Genomic DNA, 21827 nt, shown 5'->3' on the forward strand with positions numbered 1-21827 from the left:
TGATCACCGCCGCCCGGGGCCGCCGGGGTTCATCCGCGGCTGGGTCAGGAAGACGATGGTCTGGTCGCGGACCCGGAGGATGTGGGACTCCAGCCGCTCCCGGGCCAGGTCGGTGTCGCCGGCGACCAGGGCCGCGACGATCTCGCGGTGCTCGTCGACGGCGGTGTCCAGCCGCTTGTGGGTCAGCGGTGCCTCCATCCCGGCCCGGGTGACGTGGATGCTCAGGTGCAGGTCGTCGTAGAGCGACACCAGCCGGGGCAGTTCGGCGAGCGCGACGATCGAGCGGTGGAACCGGCTGTCGTTCTCCCGGAACGCGATGTAGGCGGCCTGGTCGTCGATCGCGTGCTCGGCCAGCTTGGCGGCTTCGGCGACCGACTCCTCCAGCTCGGGCAGCGGACCCTCGGGCTGGCGTTCGCAGAACCGGCGGATGCTGTGCGATTCGATCATGACCCGGAGCTCGAACAGCTCGTACAGCGAGCTGAGCGACGGCACCGCGACGGTGAACCCGGCGATCGGGTCGTACGAGAGCAGCCCGCGCTCGTACAACCGGCCGACCGCACTGCGGACCGGCGTCCGGCTCATCCCGAGGTTGCGGGCGAACTCGCGGATCGGCACCGGTTGCCCGGGTGCCGGGTGCTCCTCGGTGAGCCAGGTGACCAGCGCCTGGTGGGCCCGGCTCTCCAGGCTTTCGGAGTCGACCGGTGCTGCAGTTCGAGCCATCGATGATCCTTCCCGTGCCCTGCACACTACTCAGCTCGCTCATGGTATGCCGGATCGGCGCTCTCCGTTGCCAGTCGGCGACGTGCGCCGCCCGTTGTTCGGAAAGCGCTTCAACTTCTCGGCGTGAATCCCTTGACACCATGATCGAACGACTCACATCATACTGGTATGCCACCGGCATTCATTGATGAATCGATACCCACCGGCGACCGACCGCGGGGTGTCTTCCCGCCGATCGTGCTGCCGCTGACCGACGAGGGGACGCTGGACTCCGCGTCCCTGGAGCGCCTGGTCGGGGAGCTGCTCGATGGAGGGGTGGCCGGCCTCTGGGTGAACGGCACCACCGGCGAGTTCTACGCGCTCGGCGTCGAGGGTCGTGCCCGGGTCGTCCGGGAGTGCGTCAAGATCGTGGCCGGCGGGGTGCCGGTGATCGCGCACGTCGGCGACACCGGCACCGAGCTCGTCCTCGATCATGCTCGAGCCGCGCTGGACGCCGGTGCGGCAAGGCTTTCGGTGCTCCCGCCGTACGGGGCGGACTTCAGTCAGGCCGAGCTGAAAGATCACTTCCGGGCCGTGGCCCGGCTGGCCGGCCGGCCGGTGTTCGCGTACAACCTGCCCCGGCTCGCCGGACCCGGCCTCGGCATCGACGCGATCGTCGAATTGGCCGCCGAGGGAGTGTTCGACGGCGCGAAGGACAGCAGCTCCGACCTGGTCTGGTTCCGCCAACTGCTCGGCAGCGCTCGTCGGGCCGGGGTCGAGTTCGACTGCTTCACCGGCGGTTCGGCGGTGCCCGACCTCGGCTACTTCGTCGGCGCACAAGGCACCATGAGCTCGCTGGCGAACCTGGTGCCGCACCACCTCGTGGCGCAGTACGAGGCCTTCGGCCGGGGCGACTGGACCGCCGTTCGTGATCTTCAGGACGGTTCGGACGAGTTGTTGCGGGCGCTCCGGCTGCCGCGCGCCTCGACGATCTCGGCGACGGCGGCGCTCTACAAGCACCTGCTGAAGCGTCGCGGCTGGATCGCCACCGACCGTTCCGCGGCCCCGCTGACCCCGCTGACCGAGGACGAGCGTCGGCACCTGGACCGGACCGCACTGCCACTGATCGAGCAACTGGAGGCCGCCGCGGTCGGCGAGCACTCCGGCGTCCGTCGCCGCTGACGGTCGCCGCCCACTCAGCAAGGAGGAGTACAACGATGTCTCAGTCCAAGATCACGGACCGGCCGGTGCTGCCGTACCGTCGGATCACCCTCTCCCGGCGCGGCTTGCTCGGCACCGGCTCCGGCATGATCGCCGGCGCCGCGCTGACCGGCTGCAGTCTGCTGGAGACGGCGCCGGTGCAACGTGAGGGCGACGGCGCCCCGAACCCGGACGGCCCGAAGGGTGCCGAGGCGCCCAGCCTGGCCGCGCAGGTGGAGGCCGGAAAGCTGCCGCCGGTCAAGGAACGGCTGCCGGAGCAGCCGCTGGTCGTCGAGCCGATCGAGAGCGTCGGGCGCTACGGTGGCACCTGGCATTCGGCCATGATCACGCAGGAGGACGCGAGCTGGCTCGGCACGATCATCGGGTACGAGCCGCTGGTGCGCTGGGCCCGGGACTGGACGGACTCGCCCGGCACCGACGAGATCCTGCCCAACATCTGCGAGTTCGCCGAGCTCGAGGGCGGCAAGGTGTTCGAGTTCACGCTGCGCAAGGGCTTGCGCTGGTCCGACGGCGAGCCGTGCACGGTCGAGGACTTCCGGTTCACCTACGAGGACATCAACGTCTACCCGGACATGCACCCGGGCGGCCTGTACGGACTCTGGCTGAGCCCCGACACCGAGCGGCCGGCCGAGTTCACGGTCGTCGACGACTCCAAGATCAGGTTCACCTTCACCGCGCCGAAGCCCGGCTTCCTCAACGAGATCGCCAGCGGCGTGAAGATGGTGCGGCCGAAGCACTACTTCGAGCAGTTCCATCCCAAGTACAACAAGAACGTCGACGACCTGGTCAAGAAGGCCCGGTTGAGCGACTGGATCCAGCTCTTCGAGAACAAGGCCGAGGACTGGATGAACGCCGACGCGCCGACGCTCAATCCCTGGAAGTTGATCACCCCGCTCGGTGAGGGCACCTCGGTCGTGGCGGAGCGGAACCCCTACTACTGGAAGACCGATCCCGAGGGCAGCCAGCTGCCGTACATCGACAAGATCCAGTGCGAGGTCCTGCTCGACGTCGAGGTCGAACTGCTGAAGATCGTCAACGGCGAGCTGGACCTGCAGATGCGCAACTTCAGCACGGTCCGGAACAAGCCGGTCGTCGCGCGCGGCCAGGAACAAGGCGACTATCGGATCTTCCCGATCGGCGCCACCGGCACCAACACCATGGTGATCGCCTTCAACCAGACGTTGAAGGACAAGGCGAAGGCGCAGCTGTACGCCAACAAGGACTTCCGGGTCGGGTTGTCGTACGCGATCAACCGGCAGCGGATCATCGACACCGTGTACGCCGGCCAGGGCAAGCCCTGGCAGGGCGCGCCGCTTGAGGGCGATCCCGTCTACGACGAGGAGTTCGGCACCCAGTTCACCGAGCACTCCAAGGACAAGGCGAACGCGTCGCTGGACGCGGCCGGGGTGACCGAGCGGGACGGTGACGGCTACCGGCTGCACGACGGCAAGCGGGTGATCATCCCCGTCGTGGTCAACTCCGCGATGCCCGATCACGTCGACGCGTTCGAGTTGATCAAGGAGGACTGGAAGGCGGTCGGCGTCGAGCTGCAGCAGCAGCGGGTGTCGGAGACGCTGTACTGGGAGCGGGTCGAGGCCAACCAGGCCGAGTGCTCCAGCTGGACCGGCGGCGATTTCGAGATCCGGGCCACCCAGGGGTCGAACCACTACTTCCTGCCGACCAACCCCCGCGGCTCGTCCCGGTACGGGCACACCTGGGCGCTCTGGTACTCCACCGACGGCAAGGAGGGCGAGGAGCCGCCGGCCCCGGTCAAGAAGCAGCTCGAGCTGTTCGACCGGATGCGGACGACCTATGACGCGGACGAGGCGACGAAGCTGGGCAAGGAGATCATCTCGCTGGCCAAGGACCTGTTCGTCTACATCGGCATCTGCACGCCGCCGGAGGCGTACGGGATCGTCAAGAACACGATGAAGAACGTGCCGGAATCGGTACCGGGCGCGGTCGGCTACATGGCTCCCGGCCCGAGCAATCCCGAGCACTTCTACTTCAGCGCCTGATCTTGGGCGAGGAAGGCTGACATGCTGCGCTACATCCTGCGTCGGGTCGGGTTGATGATCATCACCCTGGCGGCGATCTCCTTCGCCACCTTCTGGATCATCAACCTGCCGCCGGGCGACTACGTGTCGACGCTCCAGGCGGCGGCCGAGACCCGCGGCGAGGAGATCAGCCAGGAGCGGCTGGCGGCCCTTCGGGCCCGGTACTCCCTGGACGATCCCTTCCTGCTGCAGTACTTCAACTGGATCGGCAACATCATCTTCCACGGTGACTTCGGCGAGTCGTTCGCCTGGAACCGGCCGGTGTCGACGCTGATCTGGGACCGGGTCGCGCTGTCGTTCTTCCTCTCGATGAGCACGATGCTGATGGTCTGGGCGATCGCGTTCCCGATCGGCATCTACTCGGCGGTCAAGCAGTACTCGCCGGGAGACTATGCCGGAACGATCTTCGGCTTCGTCGGGATGGCGGTGCCGGAGTTCATGCTGGCCCTGGTGTTCATGTATCTGGGAGTCAGACATTTCGGTCAGAGTGTCGGGGGGCTGTTCTCGCCCGAGTACGCCGACGCCGTCTGGAACCTGGGCAAGTTACTCGACCTCGCCTCCCATCTCTGGTTACCGGTGTTGATCATCGGCATCTCCGGGACGGCGAGCCTGATCAGGGTGACCAGGGCGAATCTGCTGGACGAGCTGTACAAGCCGTATGTCGTGACCGCCCGGGCCAAGGGGATGCCGGAGTGGAAGCTGCTGCTCAAGTATCCGGTCCGGATGTCGCTGAGCCCGTTCTTCAGCACGGTGGGCTGGCTGCTGCCGGGCCTGATCAGCGGCGAGACGATCATCTCGATCGTGCTCAGCCTGCCGACCACCGGGCCGCTGCTGTTCGGCGCCGTGGAGAGCCAGGACATGTACCTGGTCGGCAGCTTCGTGTTGATCTTGAGCGCGTTGACGGTGATCGGGACCCTGCTCAGCGACATCGCCCTGGCCTGGTGGGATCCACGGATCCGGCACCGCTACGAGGGAGGCTGAGATGGCCGAGAACACGATCGAGGTCGCGGCCAGGACCGACCCGTCGCCGGGCGGGCCGCAGCCCGACCAGATCACGATCCGGGGCGGCACCGCGTCGCAGTGGCGGCTGATCTGGCGGAAGTTCCGCAAGCACCACCTGGCCAGGATCGGTGCGGTCGCGGTGATCATCATCTATCTGGTGGTGGCGCTGGCCGAGTTCCTCTCGCCGACCACGACCGACGCGCAGAACGAGCAGTACGCCTACGCGCCGCCGCAGCAACTGCACGTCTACCATCCCGATCATGGTGTCGGGCTCTACGTGTACGGCTACCAGATGCAGCAGAACGCGGAGACGTACGAGCGGACCTTCACCGTCGACGAGGGCAACCGGATCCCGGTCGGGCTGTTCGTCCGCGGCGCCGAGTACCGCTTCTGGGGCCTGATCCCGGCCGACGTCCACCTGATCGGTCCGACCGAGCCGGGGCAGCCGTTCTATCTCTGGGGTGCGGACCGGGCCGGCCGGGACATGCTCAGCCGGATCGTCTACGGCTCCCGGATCTCGTTGTCGATCGGCCTGGTCGGCGTGGCGGTCAGCTTCGTCCTCGGCCTGCTGCTCGGCGGCATCTCCGGCTACTACGGCGGCAAGCCGGACACCCTGATCCAGCGGGTGATCGAGTTCCTGATGGCGATCCCGACGCTGCCGCTGTGGTTGTCGCTGTCGGCGGCAGTGCCATCGAGTTGGGGCCCGTTGACCCGCTACTTCGCGATCAGCGTGATCTTGTCGGTGATCGGCTGGACCGGGATGGCCCGGGTCATCCGCGGAAGGTTCCTGTCGCTGCGCGAGGAGGACTTCATCACGGCCGCACGGCTGGACGGCTGCAGTCAGCCACGGATCATCTTCCGGCACATGTTGCCGTCCTTCAGCAGCCACATGATCGCGTCGCTGACCATGAGTGTCCCGGCGATGATCCTGGGCGAGACGTCGCTCAGCTTCCTCGGGCTCGGCCTGCAGTCCCCGGCGGTCAGCTGGGGTGTGCTGCTGCAGGACGCGCAGAACATCAGGGCGATCGAGACCGCGCCCTGGCTGATGCTGCCCGGGGCGGCGATCTTCGTCACCGTCCTGTCCATGAACTTCGTCGGAGATGGATTGCGCGATGCTGCCGACCCGTACAAGTGAGGCGCCGAAGGCGGCGGAGCCGGTCCTCCGGCTGCGCGGCCTGAGGACCCAGTTCCAGTTGGAGGACGGCGTCGTCGACGCCGTCGAGGAGGTCGATCTGGAGATCGGCCGCGGCGAGACACTGGCCGTGGTGGGCGAGTCCGGGTGCGGCAAGAGCGTGATGGCTCGCTCCGTGCTCGGCCTGGTGGACCGGCCCGGCAAGATCATGGCCGGCCAGGTCTGGGTGCCGGCCCCGCCGGAATCCTCAACGCGCCCTGAGCCTGTCGAAGGGCTGCGACGGCTCCGGGCGCGCCGCGATCGGGCTCGGCGGGCGAAGGTGCTGCCCGACGCGCCACCCGGCATGATCGATCTGGTCACGGCGGAACCGGAGCTGGTCCGAGGCGTCCGGGGCAAGCGGATCGCCATGGTGTTCCAGGAACCGATGACGTCGCTGTCGATGATGCACACGATCGGAAACCAGATCATCGAGGCGATCACGCTGCACGAGAACCTGACCAAGAGCCAGGCCCGGCAGCGGGCGATCGACCTGCTCGGGCGGGTCGGCATCCCGTCGCCGGAGCAGCGGATCGACGCCTACCCGTTCCAGTTGAGCGGCGGGATGCGGCAGCGGTCCATGATCGCGATGGCGCTCTCCTGCGGCCCGGAGCTGCTGATCGCCGACGAGCCGACCACCGCACTCGACGTCACCACGCAGGCGCAGATCCTGGAGCTGCTCACCTCGCTGCAGGACGAGTTCGAGATGTCGATCATGCTGATCACCCACGACCTCGGCGTCGCCGCCCAGCTGGCCGACCGGGTGGCCGTCATGTATCTGGGCCGGGTCGTCGAGCAGGGCGACCTGCGCCGGCTGTTCGCGGAGCCGCGGCATCCGTACACCCAGGCCTTGTTGCGGTCGGTGCCCAAGCTGGGCCGGGATCGCAACGTGCGGCTGGCGCCGGTACGGGGGATCGTGCCACACCCGTACCACCGGCCGTCCGGCTGCCCGTTCCATGATCGCTGCGACTCGTTCATCCCGGGGCGCTGTGACACCGCACCGCCGCCGGTGATCACCACCGACGACGGCCACCAGGTCCGCTGCGTGCTCTATCAGGAGGACTCCGATGACGGTGATCGATGAACCCGACACGCGGACCGACCAGGTCCTGCTGGAGACCCGTGACCTCACCATGCATTTCCCGATCCGCAAGGGAATGCTGGGCCGGACGGTCGGTCACGTCAAGGCGGTCGACGGCGTCGACCTGACCATCGCGGCCGGCCGCACGGTCGGCCTGGTCGGCGAGTCCGGCTGCGGGAAGAGCACACTGGGCCGGTGCATCCTGCGGGCCAACACGCCGACCGCCGGCACGATCAACTACCGGACGGCGGACGGCCGGGTGGTCGACCTCGCGGCCATGAAGGAACGGGACCTGAAGCCGTACCGGCGGGAGATCAGGATGGTCTTCCAGGATCCCTTCTCCGCCTTGAATCCGCGGTTCACGCTGAACCAGATCGTCGGCGAGGCGCTGCGGGTGAATCACGTGCTGCCGGCGAGCGAGATCGAGGACCGGGTGGCGGCCCTGCTGCAGCGGGTCGGGCTGCGCGCCGAATACCGGCACCGCTACCCGAACGCCTTCTCCGGCGGCGAGCGGCAGCGGGTCGGCATCGCCCGGGCGCTCGCCCTGGATCCGCGACTGGTGGTCGCCGACGAGGCGGTCAGTGCTCTCGACGTGTCGGTCCGGGCCCAGATCCTCAACCTGCTCAGGGATCTGCAGGACGACAGCAACCTCACCTACCTGTTCATCTCGCACGATCTCGGCACGGTGGAGTACATGGCCGACGAGGTCGTCGTGATGTACGTCGGCAAGGTCGTCGAGTCCGGTCCGACCGCGGAGCTGTACGGGAAGCCGCAGCACCCGTACACCGAGGCACTGCTGTCCGCGGTGCCGGATCCGGACCCGAACGTCGCGGACCGGGCCAAGGCCGACGGCCGCGGCCGGATCGTCTTGCGCGGCGAGGTCGCGGATCCGTCCAAGGTGCCCGCCGGCTGTCCGTTCCATCCGCGCTGCTTCTACGCTCAAGATCGTTGCCGGACCGAGGTGCCCGCCCTTCGGGAGGTACGCCCCGGCCGCCGCGCCGCCTGCCACTTCGCCGAGGAGCTGGAGCTCCGCGGCATCGAACCGAACGCACACTGAGCCGACCACGAACGCGCCCTGAGCCTGTCGAAGTGCCAAGCAGGATCGAGCCCGGCCTTTCGACAGGCTCAGGGAGCGATGACGACGAAAGGTCAGAGGATGGAACTGGATTCCCGCTTCGACGGACACCTCCGCCCCGGTGCCGATCCGGCGCTGACCGAGGCGCTGCTGCCGGTGCTGCACTCCGGCGACAGCCATGCCGTGACCCTGGCCGAGGCAGCGAACGGCGACCTCGTCTGCGCCTGGTTCAACGGTCCGGGCGAAGGTGAGCCGGGCACGAACATCGTGGTGTCGCGGCTGATCAAGGGCGCCGACGCCTGGTCGGAGCCGGACCTGGTGGCCGCCGATCCGGACCGGTCCGAGCAGAATCCGGTGTTGTTCACCGCCCCCGGCGGCACGATCTGGCTGCTGCACACCTCGAACGAGCCGCATGATCAGAAATCGGCGCACGTGCTGGCCCGGACCTCCGATGATCATGGAGCGACCTGGTCCGCACCGCGGATCCTGTTCCCGGGACCGGGCTTCTTCCTGCGCAACCCGCCGCTGATCTTCGACGACGGCACCTGGCTGCTGCCGTCCTACCTGTGCACGCCGGCCGGGGAGCACAGCCTGGTCGTGATCAGCGTCGACGGCGGCGAGACCTGGTCCGAGCACGAGGTGCCGGAGAGCCTGGGCCGGGTCCAGCCGAGCGTCGTCGAACGGGCGGACGGCAGCCTGTCGGCGCTGTTCCGGTCCCGGGCCGCGGACCGCCTCTACGCCTCGGTCTCGACCGACCGCGGTCTCAGCTGGACGGTTCCGGAACGGACCGAACTGCCCAACAACAACTCGGCCGTGCACCAGCTCCGGCTGGCCGACGGCCGACTGCTGCTGATCTTCAACGACGCGTCGCTGGAACGTGATCAGTTCCGCTGGGTCGGCGATCCGGAGAATCCGCGGAAGAAAGCGGTACGGACGCCGCTGACGCTCGCGCTGTCCGAGGACGACGGCGCCACCTGGCCGCACCGGCGCAACCTGCAACTGGCCGACCTGGAATACCGGGACGCGCCGATGGGCTACTCGTACCCGACGCTGTTGCAGACCTCGGACGGCCGCGTCCATGCCGCGTATTCGTACCTGCGCAAGGCGATCAAGCACGTCAGCTTCGATGTCGACTGGGTGCGCGGATGACGGTGGAGCGGTGGGGAATCTTCGAACTGACCCTGTCCGGACCCGCCGACGGCAACCCGTTCACCGACGTCGAGCTGGCGGCCGAGTTCCAGTACCGGAACCGGACCGTCACGGTGGACGGCTTCTACGACGGCGACGGGACGTACAAGATCAGGTTCTCGCCCGATCGGGAGGGGACCTGGTGGTACCGGACGTCCAGCAACGCCGCCGACCTGGACGGCCGGGCCGGCGAGTTCCTGGTCGGTCCGCCGGGGGAGGGCAATCACGGCCCGGTGCGAGCGGTCGGCGGCTGGCGGTTCGAGTACGCCGACGGGACGCGGCACGAGTCGTACGGCACCACCTGCTACCACTGGACCCACACCGGCGACGAAGATCATGAGCGGCGGACCCTGGAGTCGCTGGCCGCCTCGCCGTTCAACAAGCTCAGAATGTGCCTGCTGCCGACGGCGGCGATGACGCCGCACCGGCTCGCGTTTGCCGGCGACACCCCGGGTGAGCTCGATCCGACCCGGTTCGACCCGGACTTCTTCCGGCACTTCGAGGCCCGGATCGCCGACCTGCTCCGGCTCGGCATCGAGGCCGATGTGATCATCTTCCATCCGTACGACAAGGGGCATTGGGGCGTCGACAACCTGACGCCGGAGCAGGACCGGTTCCTGGTCCGTTACGTGGTGGCCCGGCTGGCAGCCTTCCGCAACGTCTGGTGGTCGATGTCCAACGAGTTCGACTTCAACAAGGCGAAGACCATGATCGACTGGGACCGGCTGTTGCAGTACCTGCAGCGGATCGACCCGTACCGGCGGCTGGCCTCGATCCACAACGGCACCGCGATGTTCGAGCACGCGTCGATCTACGATTTCGGCAAACCGTGGACGACCCATCAGAGCATCCAGCATTGGGACGCGGGGCTCACCGCCGAGTGGCGGACGCAGCATCCGAAACCGGTGGTGCTGGACGAGCTCGGCTACGAGGGTGACATCGACCGGCGCTGGGGCAACCTGACCGGCCTGGAGATCACCCGCCGGTTCTGGGAGGGAATGACCGCCGGCGGCTTCGTCGGGCACGGCGAATGCTACATCGACACCGAGCACCGTTGGATCTCCAGCGGCGGCACCTTGATCGGCGAGAGCCCACAGCGGATCGCCTTCCTGCGCAAGATCATCGACGAAGGCCCGGCCGACTGGATCGCGGCGCGCGAGCACGGCTATCGGCTGGACTACTTCGGTGATCGCCGGCCGGCGTACTACGACGTCGAGCTGAGCGAGGACGATCACCGGGTCGAGCTCATCGACACCTGGGCGATGACCGTCGAACCGCTGCCCGGCGCGCATCGGGGTCGGTGCCGGATCCCGCTCGGCCGGACCGATCTCGCGGTGAGGATCAGCCGATGAAGGTCCGTCGTTGGGAGGTCGCCGAACTCGACCTGACCGGGACCGCCGCGGACGAGGTGAACTTCGTTCATGATCAGGTCCGGGCCGTAGCCGTGGCCGAGCCGTTCCGCACCGGTGACCGGCGGCTGGTCCGCTTCGCGCCGGACGTGGTCGGGCGCTGGACGTACACGATCCTGGACGGGGCCGGCCAGGCGATCGGCGAGGGCACCCTGGACTGCGAGCCGGAGCCTGAGGGTGATCATGGTCCGGTCGGCGTCCGCGGCACCCGGTTCGCCCATGCCGACGGAACTCCGCACCTGCCGCTGCCGACCACGCTCCTGGATTGGCACCGGAAGCCGGACGCCGAGCGGACCCTCGAAGCGCTGCGGGAGTCGCCGATCACGGCGGTCCGGTTGTCGGTGCTGGACCCGGAGTGGTCGGACTGGCCGGACGACGCCGACCTGGATCGGGTCGAGTGGGCCGTGACCGCGCTGGCCGGAATCGGCCGCCAGGCGGAACTGGTGATCTTCGGCGACGGTCGTTCGCTGACCCGGAGCGACTGGTCGGAACAGCTGCGTCGGGTGGTGTCCCGGTTCGCCGGCTTTCGTACCGTCTCGTGGTGCCTGGCCGTGGATGCCGATCGTGCCGGCATCGAGCCGTCCGTCTGGCGGGAGGCGCTGGACCGACTCGCCGAGCATGATCACGGACACCGGCTGTGCACCGTTCATGCCGGGCTCGGCTTCGACTTCGGCGATCCGCGGATCAGCCACGCCAGTGTCCGGACCGATCATGCCCGCTCGAGCTCGACGCTGACCGACGACTTCGCCAAGCCGGCCGTGCTCGACGGCCTGGTGGAGGGCGACGCGCCGACGCCGGACGGGAGCCGGACCGCCGAGGACGTGGTGCTCTACGCCTGGGAGACGGCGGTGCGCGGCGGGTTCCCGACGCACGCCGAGCAATGGGTCGGCGGCGGTGAGCCGCGCGGCGATGCCCTGCCCCGGTTGAGATTCCTGCGCGAGATCTTGAACGGGATGCCCGAGGAGGTGAGCTATCTGCGGCTCCGTCCGGACGCGTCGACGCTCGGGGTGCCGGGATCGGTGTACCTGCAGTATCTCGGCGCGCATCGGTTCCGCAGCCGCTCCTTCGACCTGCCCGACGGACCGTACCGGGTGGAGGTGATCGACACCTGGTCGATGACCGTCGAGGAGGTGTTGCGGACGGACTCGGGTTCGTTCACGGTCGAGCTGCAGCCGCGGCTCTACCACGCCCTTCGGGTGACGCGATGCTGAACGGCTTGATCGACCTCGTACCGGATCGGGACGGCGTCGGGCTGCGACTTCTCGGGGACGACGGCCGAGCGGTCTGGGACGGGGCGGTCGGCGAGTTGTTGATCATGTCGACCGGACGGCCGTGGCGCAGGACCCGCCCGGGGCTGGCCGAGGCCGAGGTGCGCGGCGACGGAGATCGCGTCGTGATCACCGGCCGGCTGGCCCGGCTCGCGGTCGAGGTCGACCTGCGGCGGGCCGGCGATCGTCTGGCCGTGGAGCTGCGGTGGACGAACGACGGTGTCGAGCCGGTGGACGATCTGGTCGTCGGCATCCAGTGGCCGGCCGGGCCGCCGGGGTCCAGGATCACCATTCCGCAGGTGATCCAGCACGACAACCCGTCCGCGGACGCGGATCGGACCGTGCCGCACGTGAGTCGGGGCGGCTACGTCACCGGCGTCGACCGGCTGCCGATCCCGGCCGTCTGCGTCGAGCCGTCCGACGGGCGGTATCTGATGATCATCGATCGCCCGGACGCGGAGCGTGATCCCGACGGTCGGGTCGGCTACGGCACGCTGGGGGCGATTGCGGGTACGGAGCCGGCGGCGATCATCGCCGTGTCCGGCGCGATCATGTTCGACGGCATCCCTGATCTGGACTATGTCCACAAGGCGACGACGGCCCCGAACCCGCGCGGCTACCGTAGCCTCGCTCCGGGCGGGACGATCACCAGGAACCTGTTGCTGGAGTGGGGAGACCTGCCTCGTCCGGGCCGTGGCTTCGTGGCCCTGGCTCGGGCCGGCCGCTCGCTGGGTCCGGCTCCGGCCTCCGATCCTTCGGGCCGAGCCGCCATGATCGACTTGAAGGCGGCCGCCATCGAGGCGCGCGTCTACGAGGACGGACCGGTCGCCGGCTATCTGAAGTTCCCGGCCTGGGGCGAACCGCGCCGGGAGCGCCCCGGCGGCAAGCCTCGACCGGCCCACGACTTCAGCTACGGCTGGACCGGGCAGTGCCTCCGGCTCGCCTGGTGCGACGCCGCTCTCGGGCTCCGTGACGGCCGGCCGGACCGGATCGAGCGGGCTCGGCGGGTGATCGACTTCTACGTCGACGGCTCGGCCGCGGCGGCGCCGGGACTCCGCTACACGGGCTACGTTCACGACGACCGGGCCTGGATCGGTGCCCACCGCCGCGGCGCCGAGATGATCTTCGCGCGCGCGTACGGCGAGAGCCTGGGTGACATCGCGGACACCGTACGGCTCTTCGATGATCATGGCCTGGCGGTCCCGGCATCGTGGCGGGCGGCGGTGATCACGGGTGCCGAGTTCGCGGCCGGTCATCTGTCCGACGGCCTGGTGCCGCTGGGCTGGACGCCGGAGGGCGCGCCGGTGTCCGCAGAGCCCTGTGCGGCAGGGATCCCGGCGGCACAGACGGTCGCCGCGGGCTTCCGGCTGAGCGGCCGGGCCGAGTTCCTGGAACTCGCTCGTGATCTTGGTGAGGCCTATCAGGCGCTGCCGGGGCCCGCCTTCGAACGACCGTACTCGCACTCGACCCTGGACGCCGCCTGCGAGGACAAGGAGGCCGGTCTCTATCTGCTCCGGTTCTGGCTGGAACTGTTCGACCTGACCGGTGACCGGCACTATCTGGAACGGTCCGAGGAGGTGGCGGAGTGGCTGCTCACCTGGGTCTACCACTGGTCGCCCCGGTACGACACCGGCTCCGTCCTGGACACGCGCCGGTTCACGGCGCTGGGATGGCCCGGGGTGAGCGTGCAGAACCACCACCTGGACGTGTTCTTCCCGACCTACGAGCTGTGGCGGCTCGGCCGGCTGTCCGGCCATGATCATTTCCGGGTCTGGGCCGAGGGAGTCGACACGGCACTCCGGCAGGGCATCTGCGAACGGCCCGGTGACTGGGGCTTCGACGTGGTGGGGGAACAGGGTGAGGCTTTCTTCGTCACCGACTGGCAGCAGCGCGGGGCCAGCAACACCTGGAACCCGTCCTGGGTGATCGCGCTGCCGCTCTGGAACGCGCTGCGCCTCGAGCAGGAGCAGAGTGTCGGCGCCGGCGGCTAGAGTGCGCGAATGGAGATCTCGAGCGTAGAGGCTCGCCGGATTGCCCTTGCCGCACAGGGATTCGGCCGCACCCGACCGGTCAAGCCGACGCTGGACGGCGTGCGCAAGATCGCCAACCGCGTGCTCGCGCTGCAGCTCGATTCCGTCAATGTGCTGGTGCGGTCCCACTACCTGCCGGTCTACTCCCGCCTCGGGCCGTATCCGGCCTCGTCGCTGGACCGGCTCGCGTACCGGCGCCATGAGCTGTTCGAGTGCTGGAGTCATGCCGCCTGTCTGTTGCCGGTCGAGCTGTTCCCGCTGATGCGGCACCGGATGATCATCATGCAGACCGGCCGGACCTACGCGCTGGGTGCTCCGGTGGACGGTCAAGATCACGTGCGGGCGGTGTACGACGAGATCGCGGAACGTGGCCCGTTGGCTGCCGGCGATCTGGCCGACGGCGGAGGCCGTACCGGGAAATGGTGGGGGTGGAGCAAGGGCAAGCAGGCCCTGGAGGCCTTGCTGGAATGCGGGCAGTTGGCGGTGGCCGGCCGGCGCGGCTTCACCCGGGTGTACGACCTGGTCGAGCGGGTCATCCCCCGCGAGTTCGTCGATGCCCCCGCGCCGCCGGCCGACGAGGCCCAGAAAGAACTGCTCTACCGTTCGGCAGCGGCCGTTGGCATCGCGACGGGCCGCGGGCTGCGGGACTATCTCGGCCTGACCAGCTTCCGGATCCGGGAGCCGGACGGCAAGATCATCAAGGTGCCGCTGGCCACACTGCTCGGCGAACTCGTCGAGGAAGGGCGGCTCACCGAGGTGCGCGTGGAGGGTTGGCGGGATCCCGGCTACCTCGTCGACGGCGTACGGGTGCCGAAGACGATCAACGCACGCGCCCTGTTGTCCCCGTTCGACTCCTTCATGCGAGCCTCGGCGCAGCAGCTCTGCGGCTTCACCAACCCGATCGCCAAGCAGCTGTACGTTCCGGCCGAGCAACGGCTCTACGGCTACTACGTCCTCCCCTTCCTGTTGGGCGACACCCTGGTCGGCCGGTGCGACCTGAAGGCCGATCGGCAGAGCGGCACACTGCTGGTGCAGAGCGCGTACGTCGAGCCCGGGCACGATGCCGGCCGGGTCGCCGCCGCGTTGGTGGAAGAGCTCGACCTCCTGCGTACCTGGCTGGAACTCGACAAGATCAAGATCGCGGGGCGCGGCAATCTCGCCGCCACTCTTCGCCGAGCAGCCCGAAAGTCGGTTGTGGCCGGGAAGGCTGATGCCTAACGTGGTGATCCCACAGTTCGCCTGGTGCCGGGGCTGATCCGCTTCGGCGTGGAACGAGGTGGCCATGACCGATCAGCGAGGTTCAAGATCGTTGTTGTTGGCCGGAGGTCCCGGTGTCGGCAAATCCACGGTCTCGTATGCCCTTCGCGATCAAGGACTGAACTCCGTCGACCTGGGACTACGGTTTCGCTCGTTGGGAAGATCGCGCCGGGAGACCCGTCGGGATGCCGGAGGAACCCAACTGGGACTGGCTGATGTCCCACTCCTGGCAGTGGCGTCCCGAATTGATCGACGCGGCCCTGACCGAGGCGACCGGTCCGATCGTGCTGGCCGGCACCGCACGCAACATGTTCGACCTGCTGGACCGCTTCGATCAGCTCGTGCTGCTGATCATGGACGATGCCACCCAGGAAGCGCGCCTCGCAGATCCTTGACGGACCAACAGCTTCGGCAGGATCGGTGACTCGGCCCGTTGGTGTCGGTGGTGGCACGCAGTCGTGGAGTCCGAGCTGACAGCGCGAGGCGCCGTGATCATCGACGCAACCCAACCGCTCGATGCCGTTGTCGCCGAAGTCCGTGGCCAGCTCAGCAGGCACACATGATGCGCGGGACATGCGTCCTCGCCTCTGGATGGGCCGCAAGTAGGTAGGAGCCAGTGGTTGTCCACAGATTCCTTGTTTTGTTGGGTTTCTGTCAGTTCGCTGGACTAGAATGGCTTGTATGTTCGAATCGTTGGAGGCGAAGGCTGCCGGGTACGGCACCGCCGACATCCTCAAAGTCGCAGGCGGGTTGCGGCGTGCCCGGATCGCGGCAGCGAACGAACTGTTGGTCTGGACCGCGGCGTGGGCGGATGCGCATCCGATGGAGTCGATCATGGAGTCCGGGCCGGGGCTGGCGCAGGCGGTCAGGCCCGGTGGTGAAGGCACGCCGGCGGTCAACGATCTCGCGATGATCGAGTTCCTGGCCAAGATCGGCAAGGGGCACACCGCGGGGATGTTGTTCATCGGTGATGTGTTGGATCTGCGCCATCGCCTGCCTCTGTTGTGGGCTAGGACGATGCGCTGTGAGGTGGAGGAGTGGCAGGCCTGCAAGATCGCCCGGCTCACCCATCACCTGACTCAGGAGCAGGCAGCACAGGTGGACCGGGCCGTGGCGTGGTTCGCCGGGACGCAGCCCTACGGCAAACTCCGGGACGCGGCGGAGGCGGAGATGCTGCGGGTCGATGGTGAGCGGGCGCGGGCCGATTACGAGCAGCGCCGGAAGCAGCGCGGGGTGTGGTTGTCGCAGACCGACGGCAACGGGCACAAGGCGGTGTTCGGGCGGTTGGAGCCGTTGGCAGCGTTGCGGCTGTATGCCCAGGTCCAGGAGCTGGCCGACTGTCTGACTGAGGGCAGTGCGGATGAGCGGCGCGCTGAGGCGTTCGGCATGCTGGGTGATGTCGCCGCGATGACCAGGTTGAGGGCGCGGCGGCGACAGCCGGAGTTGTTCGACGACGAGCTCGCTGAGGCTGTCGCGGCGCTGACGCCGGAGGCTGAACCGGATCTCGCGATTGAGGAATCCGAGGTCCATCCGGCCCTGCGGGACCGTCCGGGCCAGGTGGACGTGGAGTCGGCGATCTTCGAGGCAGCGGTGGAACGGCTGGTAGCCAAGCTCGACCCGAAGGTCCTGGTGCCGACCTCGACGGTGGTGGTGCACATCGCGGCCGAAGACCTAACGGAAACGGAGGGCGTGTGCCGGGTGCCAGGGGTCGGGCCCGCCTTGAAGAGCGTCGTGGGTGAGTGGCTGGGTCATGATCGGATCGTGGTGCGGCCGGTGATCGACTTGAACGATGCTCCGCCGCCGGTCGACGCCTACGAGACCCCCGACCGCCACCGTGAACACGCGTTCCTGCGGCAACCGGCCAGTGCGTTCCCGTGGTCGACCGCGATCCGCAGGCTGGATCTTGATCACACGGATCCGTACCAGCCGAACGGGCCGCCTGGCCAGACGCGAGTGGAGAAGCTGGTCCCGCTGGCCCGGATCGAGCATCGCGCCGTGACCCACGGCGGTTGGTGGCGGCGAAGGCCGGATCCGACGACGATGGTCTTCCGGTCACCGCACGGGAATGTGTATCTGACGAATCGTTCCGGCACTCATGATCTTGGTACCGGACCGGTCGCCCATGCCCTCTGGGCGGCGCTCACCCGCTGAGTCGGCCCTTTCAAGCCGGTGGACGCCTACGAGATCCCCGACCGCCATCGTGAGCACACCTTCTCGCGTCAACCGGCGAGCGCATTCTAGTGGTCGAGCGCGACCCGCAAGCTCGATCTTGATCACACCGACCTGCACCAGCCGAACGGACCCGCCCGGCCAGACGCGAGTCCTGAAGCTGGCCCCGTTGGCGCGGGTGGAGCATCGCGCGGTGACGCATGGTGGTTGGCGGCGGCTAAGACCTGATCCTTCGACGATGGTCTTCCGGTCACCGCACGGGAATGTGTTTCTGACGAATCGTTCCGGCACTCATGATCTTGGTACCGGACCGGTCGCGCACGCCCTCTGGGCTGGGCTCACCCGCTGAGTCGCCCTTTTCAAACGGACGCGGGGCATCCGTCCGACAGCGCTGCGCCATGCCGAGTGCGGGGTGATCCGGCGGCAGCTCGGATGGCGGCTCGCTTCGCGCCGGGACATTTGGGTGGGTCCGTACCTCCTGCCTCCGGCGGGCGGACGCTCCTCAGCTCCACGCAGGCGCGTGCAACTGGAGAACGGTCCGGAATCGCAATGCTGATACCGGATCAGATCGCTTCCTTGGAACGCGCTCCCTCGTGAGTCGGACCACCGACGGATGCTGGGAGACCCCGGCTTGCTGGCCGCGCTGTGCCTTGGCGCGTGGCCGGTAGCGAAACCTCGCGATCTCGCGTCCTCAGCCTGTTGACGGTTCCTCTGGTTCGGCATGCCAGGTCCGCCAGAGTTTGCCGTACGTACCTCCGGCGCTGACGAGCTCGTCGTGCGTTCCGAGTTCGACCAGCTCACCGTTCTCCATCACGGCGATTCGGTCCGAGTCGTGGGCGGTCTGCAGCCGGTGCGCGATCGCGATCACCGTACGACCGTGCAGCACCGCCGCCAACGACTGTTCGGTTCGCCTTGCTGTCCTGGGATCCAGGAGTGCGGTGGCCTCGTCCAGGATCACGGTGTGCGGATCGGCGAGCACGACCCGGGCCAGCGACAGCTGCTGGGCGCCGGCATCGTCGAGTTCGAGGTCACGGCCCAGTTCGGTGTCCAGGCCGTTCGGCAGGTCGACCGCCCAGTCGGCTCCGACGGCCGCCAGAGCGGCTCGCAGTTCGTTGTCCGTGGCCTCTGGATTCGCGATGCGCAGGTTGTCCCGCACGGTGTCGTGGAAGACATGATGATCTTGGGTGATCAACACGACGTGTTCCCGCAGTTCCTCGGGCGGCAGATCGGCGACCGGCGTTCCGTCGATGGTCACGGACCCGACGTGCGGTCGGTCGAGACCGGCGAGCAGGCGTGCGAGGGTGGACTTGCCGGCGCCGGACGTCCCGACGATCGCCAGCCGTTCGCCCGGCTGCACGGTGAGGTCGATCCCGCGCAGCACCTCCCGGACCCCGGTGTAGCTGTAGTGGGCGTTGTTCACCCGGAGTCGATCACCGCGCGACTCGGCGCCGATGATCTTGGCCGCACCGTTCGGCCGGACCTCGACACCAGCCACGTTGGTCAGGCCCTCGACCCGCGCGTACGATGCGCCGGATCCCTGTAGCTGTTCGATCCAGAGCATCAGAGTGTCCAGCGGGCCGACGAGCTGGCGCAGGAAGACCGTGGCCGTGACGACCGTGCCGAGGCTGACCTGGCCGCTCAGCTGGAGCGCGCCGCCGACGAGCAGGACGCCGACCACGGGCAACGCCAGCGACACGTCCGACCAGGGAAACAACACCGAGCGCAGCCGCAGGGCCCACAAGCGCGCCGACCGGGCGTCCGCGATCGCCGCCTCGGCCGACTCCGCCCGGCGCTGCTGCAAACCCAGCAGTTCGACGGTACGGGAGCCCTTCGCCGTGCTCGCGACGACGTCGGCCAGCTCCGCGCCGGTGGCCGCGACGGCCAGGTAGGCCGGCCGGGCCCGGCGCAGGTACCAGCGCACGGCGGTTCCGACCCCGGTCAGGCAGACCAGCCCGCACAAACCGAGCAGCGGATTCAGGATGATCACCGCAACGATCAGGAACACGGCGTGCACCACGGCCACCAGCACCTCCGGCACCGCGAACCGCAAGGTGGAGGCGACCAGGGAAGCATCGGTACTGCCACGGGCGATCAGATCGCCGAGTGGCACCTGGTCGGCCACCCGCGCCGGCAAGGCCAGGGAGCGTCTCAGGAAGCGCTCGCGGATCCGGGCGGCGGTACGTTCGCCGAACCGGTAACCGATCTTGAGTGCGCACCAGGCCAGCAGCAGTTGCACGACGGTGAACAGCAGGGCCGCCAACGCGAGCCGGTCGACGGTGCCCAGCACGTCGCTCCCGCCCGCCTGGATCGTGTCGATGATCCGGCCGAGCAGCCACGGGCCGATCAGTCCGGCCGCGGCCGCCAGACCGTTGATCACGACGATGATCACCACCGCCCGGCGGTCGGCGCTCAGGTCACGGATCGCGGCGGTACGGACCTCGGCCGGCGACGCCACCGGCAGCTGCCTACCCATCGTCCGACCTATGATCATCATCGCCTTGGGCCCGGGACACCAGGTCCCGGTAGACGGCATCGCTCCGCAGCAGGTCCGCGTGCCGGCCGACCGACGTCACCCGGCCGTCGACCAGGACGACGACCTCGTCCGACCGATCCAGCACCAGCGGGGACGTCGTCGTGATCACCGTGGTGGCCGTACCCCTGACGTCGCGCAGCCTTTCGATCATCACGGCCTCGGTGTTCGCGTCGACGGCCGAGGTCGGGTCGACGGCGATCAGGATCTCGGGTGCGGCATAGAGCGCGCGGGCCAGCCGGAGCCGCTGCCGCTGGCCGCCGGAAAGATCAATTCCGCCTGCTGCGATCATCGTGTCCAGGCCGTCGGGCAAGGCTTCCACGATGTCCTCGGCCACGGCGGCGCGCAGGGCGGCGTGCAGCCGCCGGTCATCGGGGTCGAGGCGGCCGGCGACGAGGTCGCGCACGGTGCCCGCGAAGAGTTCGGCATCGTTGTCGGCAATGATCATCCGGGACCGGAACTCCTCCCGATCGATCGCGCCGATCGGCACGCCGGCCCAACGCACACCATCGGCTGATCCCGGGCTCAGCCGACCCAGCCGCTCGACCACTGCGGCCGCGTCGGCCGGCCTGGCCGCGACCAACGAGGTCAGCCGGCCGGGCCGGATGATCACGCCCGATGCGGCGTCGACCAGTGGACCGCCGCCGGGTGGGATCCGCGCCGGTACGTCGCCGCCCGCCGACGGGACCGGAAGGTTGAGCAGCTCGATGACGCGGCGACCGGCCACCCGGGCCCGGGCAAGATCACCGCCGCTCTCGATCAAGGACGACACCGGGATGACCAGCATCGCGACGTAGCCGTGGACGGCGACCACCTCGCCGAGGCTGATCTCTCCGCCGGCGGCCAGTCGAGCGGACAGCCAGACGACGGCGGCCAGGAAGAGTGCCGGCAGTCCCACGGACAACGCACCGACCCAGCTCGTCGGCCCGGCGACCCGATAGCCGTGCCGGATCAGATCCTGCGACTGCTGCTCGTACCGCTGCGCAACGAAGGTCTTGCCGCCCAGCCCGTTGAGGACCCGGAGCCCGCCGAGCACGTCGACCAGGCGGGTGGTGAGGTGTCCCTGGTGTCCCCGGTACTCGCCGCCGGTGTGCTCGATCCGCCGCAGCAGGGGACCGACGGCGATCGCGAGCAGCGGCACGCCGCCGAGGACCACGGCCGCCAGCAGGGGCGAGGTACTGAACAGCACCACCGCGACCAGCGCGTATGCGACGACGGCGCCGACTCCGGGCCCGGTGATCGTCAACGCCTGCGCGACGACCTGGACGTCGGCGATGCCGACGGTCACCACCTCGCCGGCGCTCACTCTGCGGGCCAGGGACGCGCCGAGTCGGGAGGTGTGCCAGACCGTGGCCCGGACGCAGCGGAACGAGGCATCCATCCTGATCTTGGTCATCGTGCGATGGCGGGCGATCGAGAGCAGGGCGATCAGAACGGTCGCGGCCACCAGAATCAGGGCCCACCTGATCAGCGCGTCGGGATCGCGGGCGACCAGCCCTTGATCAACCGCCTGGGACAGCAGCCACGGCGGCACCGCGAGGCCGGCCATCCAGGTGATCCCGAACAGTCCGGCCAGCGCGATCCGCCGGGCCTGTGACCGGGCGAGCCAGGTCAGGAAGTGGAACGGGCCGGCCAGGTCCCCGGCGGCCGGCGGGGCCCAGGTCATGGCAGGA

At 68.6% G+C, this 21827-nt stretch carries 16 protein-coding genes; 13 read left to right on the forward strand and 3 right to left on the reverse strand.

What is annotated here, in order from left to right; genetic code table 11:
* Positions 1-3: 3 nt before the first annotated feature.
* Complete coding sequence (locus tag AC6CCG_RS23185; protein WP_496657086.1) at positions 4-720, reverse strand: GntR family transcriptional regulator; 717 nt, start codon at positions 718-720, stop codon at positions 4-6.
* Between the two features lie 168 nt (positions 721-888).
* Between AC6CCG_RS23185 and AC6CCG_RS23190 the strand changes: the two genes are divergently transcribed.
* The 13 genes from AC6CCG_RS23190 (at position 889) to AC6CCG_RS23250 (ending at position 17606) form a co-directional block, all read left to right on the forward strand.
* Complete coding sequence (locus AC6CCG_RS23190) at positions 889-1881, forward strand: dihydrodipicolinate synthase family protein (protein ID WP_496657087.1); 993 nt, start codon at positions 889-891, stop codon at positions 1879-1881.
* Between the two features lie 35 nt (positions 1882-1916).
* On the forward strand, positions 1917-3938 hold the full coding sequence (locus AC6CCG_RS23195) for an ABC transporter substrate-binding protein (protein WP_496657088.1): 2022 nt from the start codon (positions 1917-1919) through the stop codon (positions 3936-3938).
* A 21-nt stretch (positions 3939-3959) separates the two neighbouring features.
* Complete coding sequence (locus tag AC6CCG_RS23200) at positions 3960-4958, forward strand: ABC transporter permease (protein ID WP_496657089.1); 999 nt, start codon at positions 3960-3962, stop codon at positions 4956-4958.
* A gap of 1 nt (position 4959) precedes the next feature.
* Positions 4960-6114, forward strand: a complete 1155-nt coding sequence (locus tag AC6CCG_RS23205) for an ABC transporter permease (protein WP_496657090.1) — start codon at positions 4960-4962, stop codon at positions 6112-6114.
* Positions 6092-7231, forward strand: a complete 1140-nt coding sequence (locus AC6CCG_RS23210; protein WP_496657091.1) for an ABC transporter ATP-binding protein — start codon at positions 6092-6094, stop codon at positions 7229-7231. The genes AC6CCG_RS23205 and AC6CCG_RS23210 overlap by 23 nt, the downstream gene beginning before the upstream one ends.
* Positions 7215-8285 (forward strand): ABC transporter ATP-binding protein, encoded by a 1071-nt coding sequence (locus AC6CCG_RS23215; RefSeq protein WP_496657092.1) that lies wholly within the window; start codon positions 7215-7217, stop codon positions 8283-8285. Before AC6CCG_RS23210 ends, AC6CCG_RS23215 begins: the two co-directional genes overlap by 17 nt.
* Positions 8286-8384: 99 nt before the next feature.
* Positions 8385-9452, forward strand: a complete 1068-nt coding sequence (locus AC6CCG_RS23220) for a sialidase family protein (RefSeq protein ID WP_496657093.1) — start codon at positions 8385-8387, stop codon at positions 9450-9452.
* A complete protein-coding gene (locus tag AC6CCG_RS23225; RefSeq protein ID WP_496657094.1) occupies positions 9449-10843 on the forward strand; it encodes a DUF5060 domain-containing protein in 1395 nt (464 codons plus the stop codon). Before AC6CCG_RS23220 ends, AC6CCG_RS23225 begins: the two co-directional genes overlap by 4 nt.
* Entirely contained in the window at positions 10840-12111 is a 1272-nt protein-coding gene (locus AC6CCG_RS23230) for a DUF5605 domain-containing protein (RefSeq protein ID WP_496657095.1), read from the forward strand. The genes AC6CCG_RS23225 and AC6CCG_RS23230 overlap by 4 nt, the downstream gene beginning before the upstream one ends.
* Positions 12105-14159: a hypothetical protein gene (locus tag AC6CCG_RS23235; protein WP_496657096.1), complete on the forward strand. Its 2055-nt coding sequence runs from the start codon at positions 12105-12107 to the stop codon at positions 14157-14159. Before AC6CCG_RS23230 ends, AC6CCG_RS23235 begins: the two co-directional genes overlap by 7 nt.
* Before the next feature lie 9 nt (positions 14160-14168).
* Positions 14169-15416 carry a winged helix-turn-helix domain-containing protein gene (locus AC6CCG_RS23240; protein ID WP_496657097.1) on the forward strand — a complete coding sequence of 416 codons (1248 nt, stop codon included), beginning with the start codon at positions 14169-14171 and terminating at the stop codon, positions 15414-15416.
* Positions 15417-15640: 224 nt separating this feature from the next.
* Positions 15641-15850 (forward strand): hypothetical protein, encoded by a 210-nt coding sequence (locus AC6CCG_RS23245; RefSeq protein ID WP_496657098.1) that lies wholly within the window; start codon positions 15641-15643, stop codon positions 15848-15850.
* Positions 15851-16136: 286 nt separating this feature from the next.
* Entirely contained in the window at positions 16137-17606 is a 1470-nt protein-coding gene (locus AC6CCG_RS23250; protein ID WP_496657099.1) for a hypothetical protein, read from the forward strand.
* Between the two features lie 709 nt (positions 17607-18315).
* Here the strand turns inward: AC6CCG_RS23250 and AC6CCG_RS23255 are convergent.
* A complete protein-coding gene (locus tag AC6CCG_RS23255) occupies positions 18316-20097 on the reverse strand; it encodes an ABC transporter ATP-binding protein (protein WP_496657100.1) in 1782 nt (593 codons plus the stop codon).
* On the reverse strand, positions 20090-21820 hold the full coding sequence (locus tag AC6CCG_RS23260; RefSeq protein ID WP_496657101.1) for an ABC transporter ATP-binding protein: 1731 nt from the start codon (positions 21818-21820) through the stop codon (positions 20090-20092). Before AC6CCG_RS23260 ends, AC6CCG_RS23255 begins: the two co-directional genes overlap by 8 nt.
* Between the last annotated feature and the right edge of the window lie 7 nt (positions 21821-21827).

The organism is Microlunatus sp. YIM B11417, assembly GCF_059617205.1.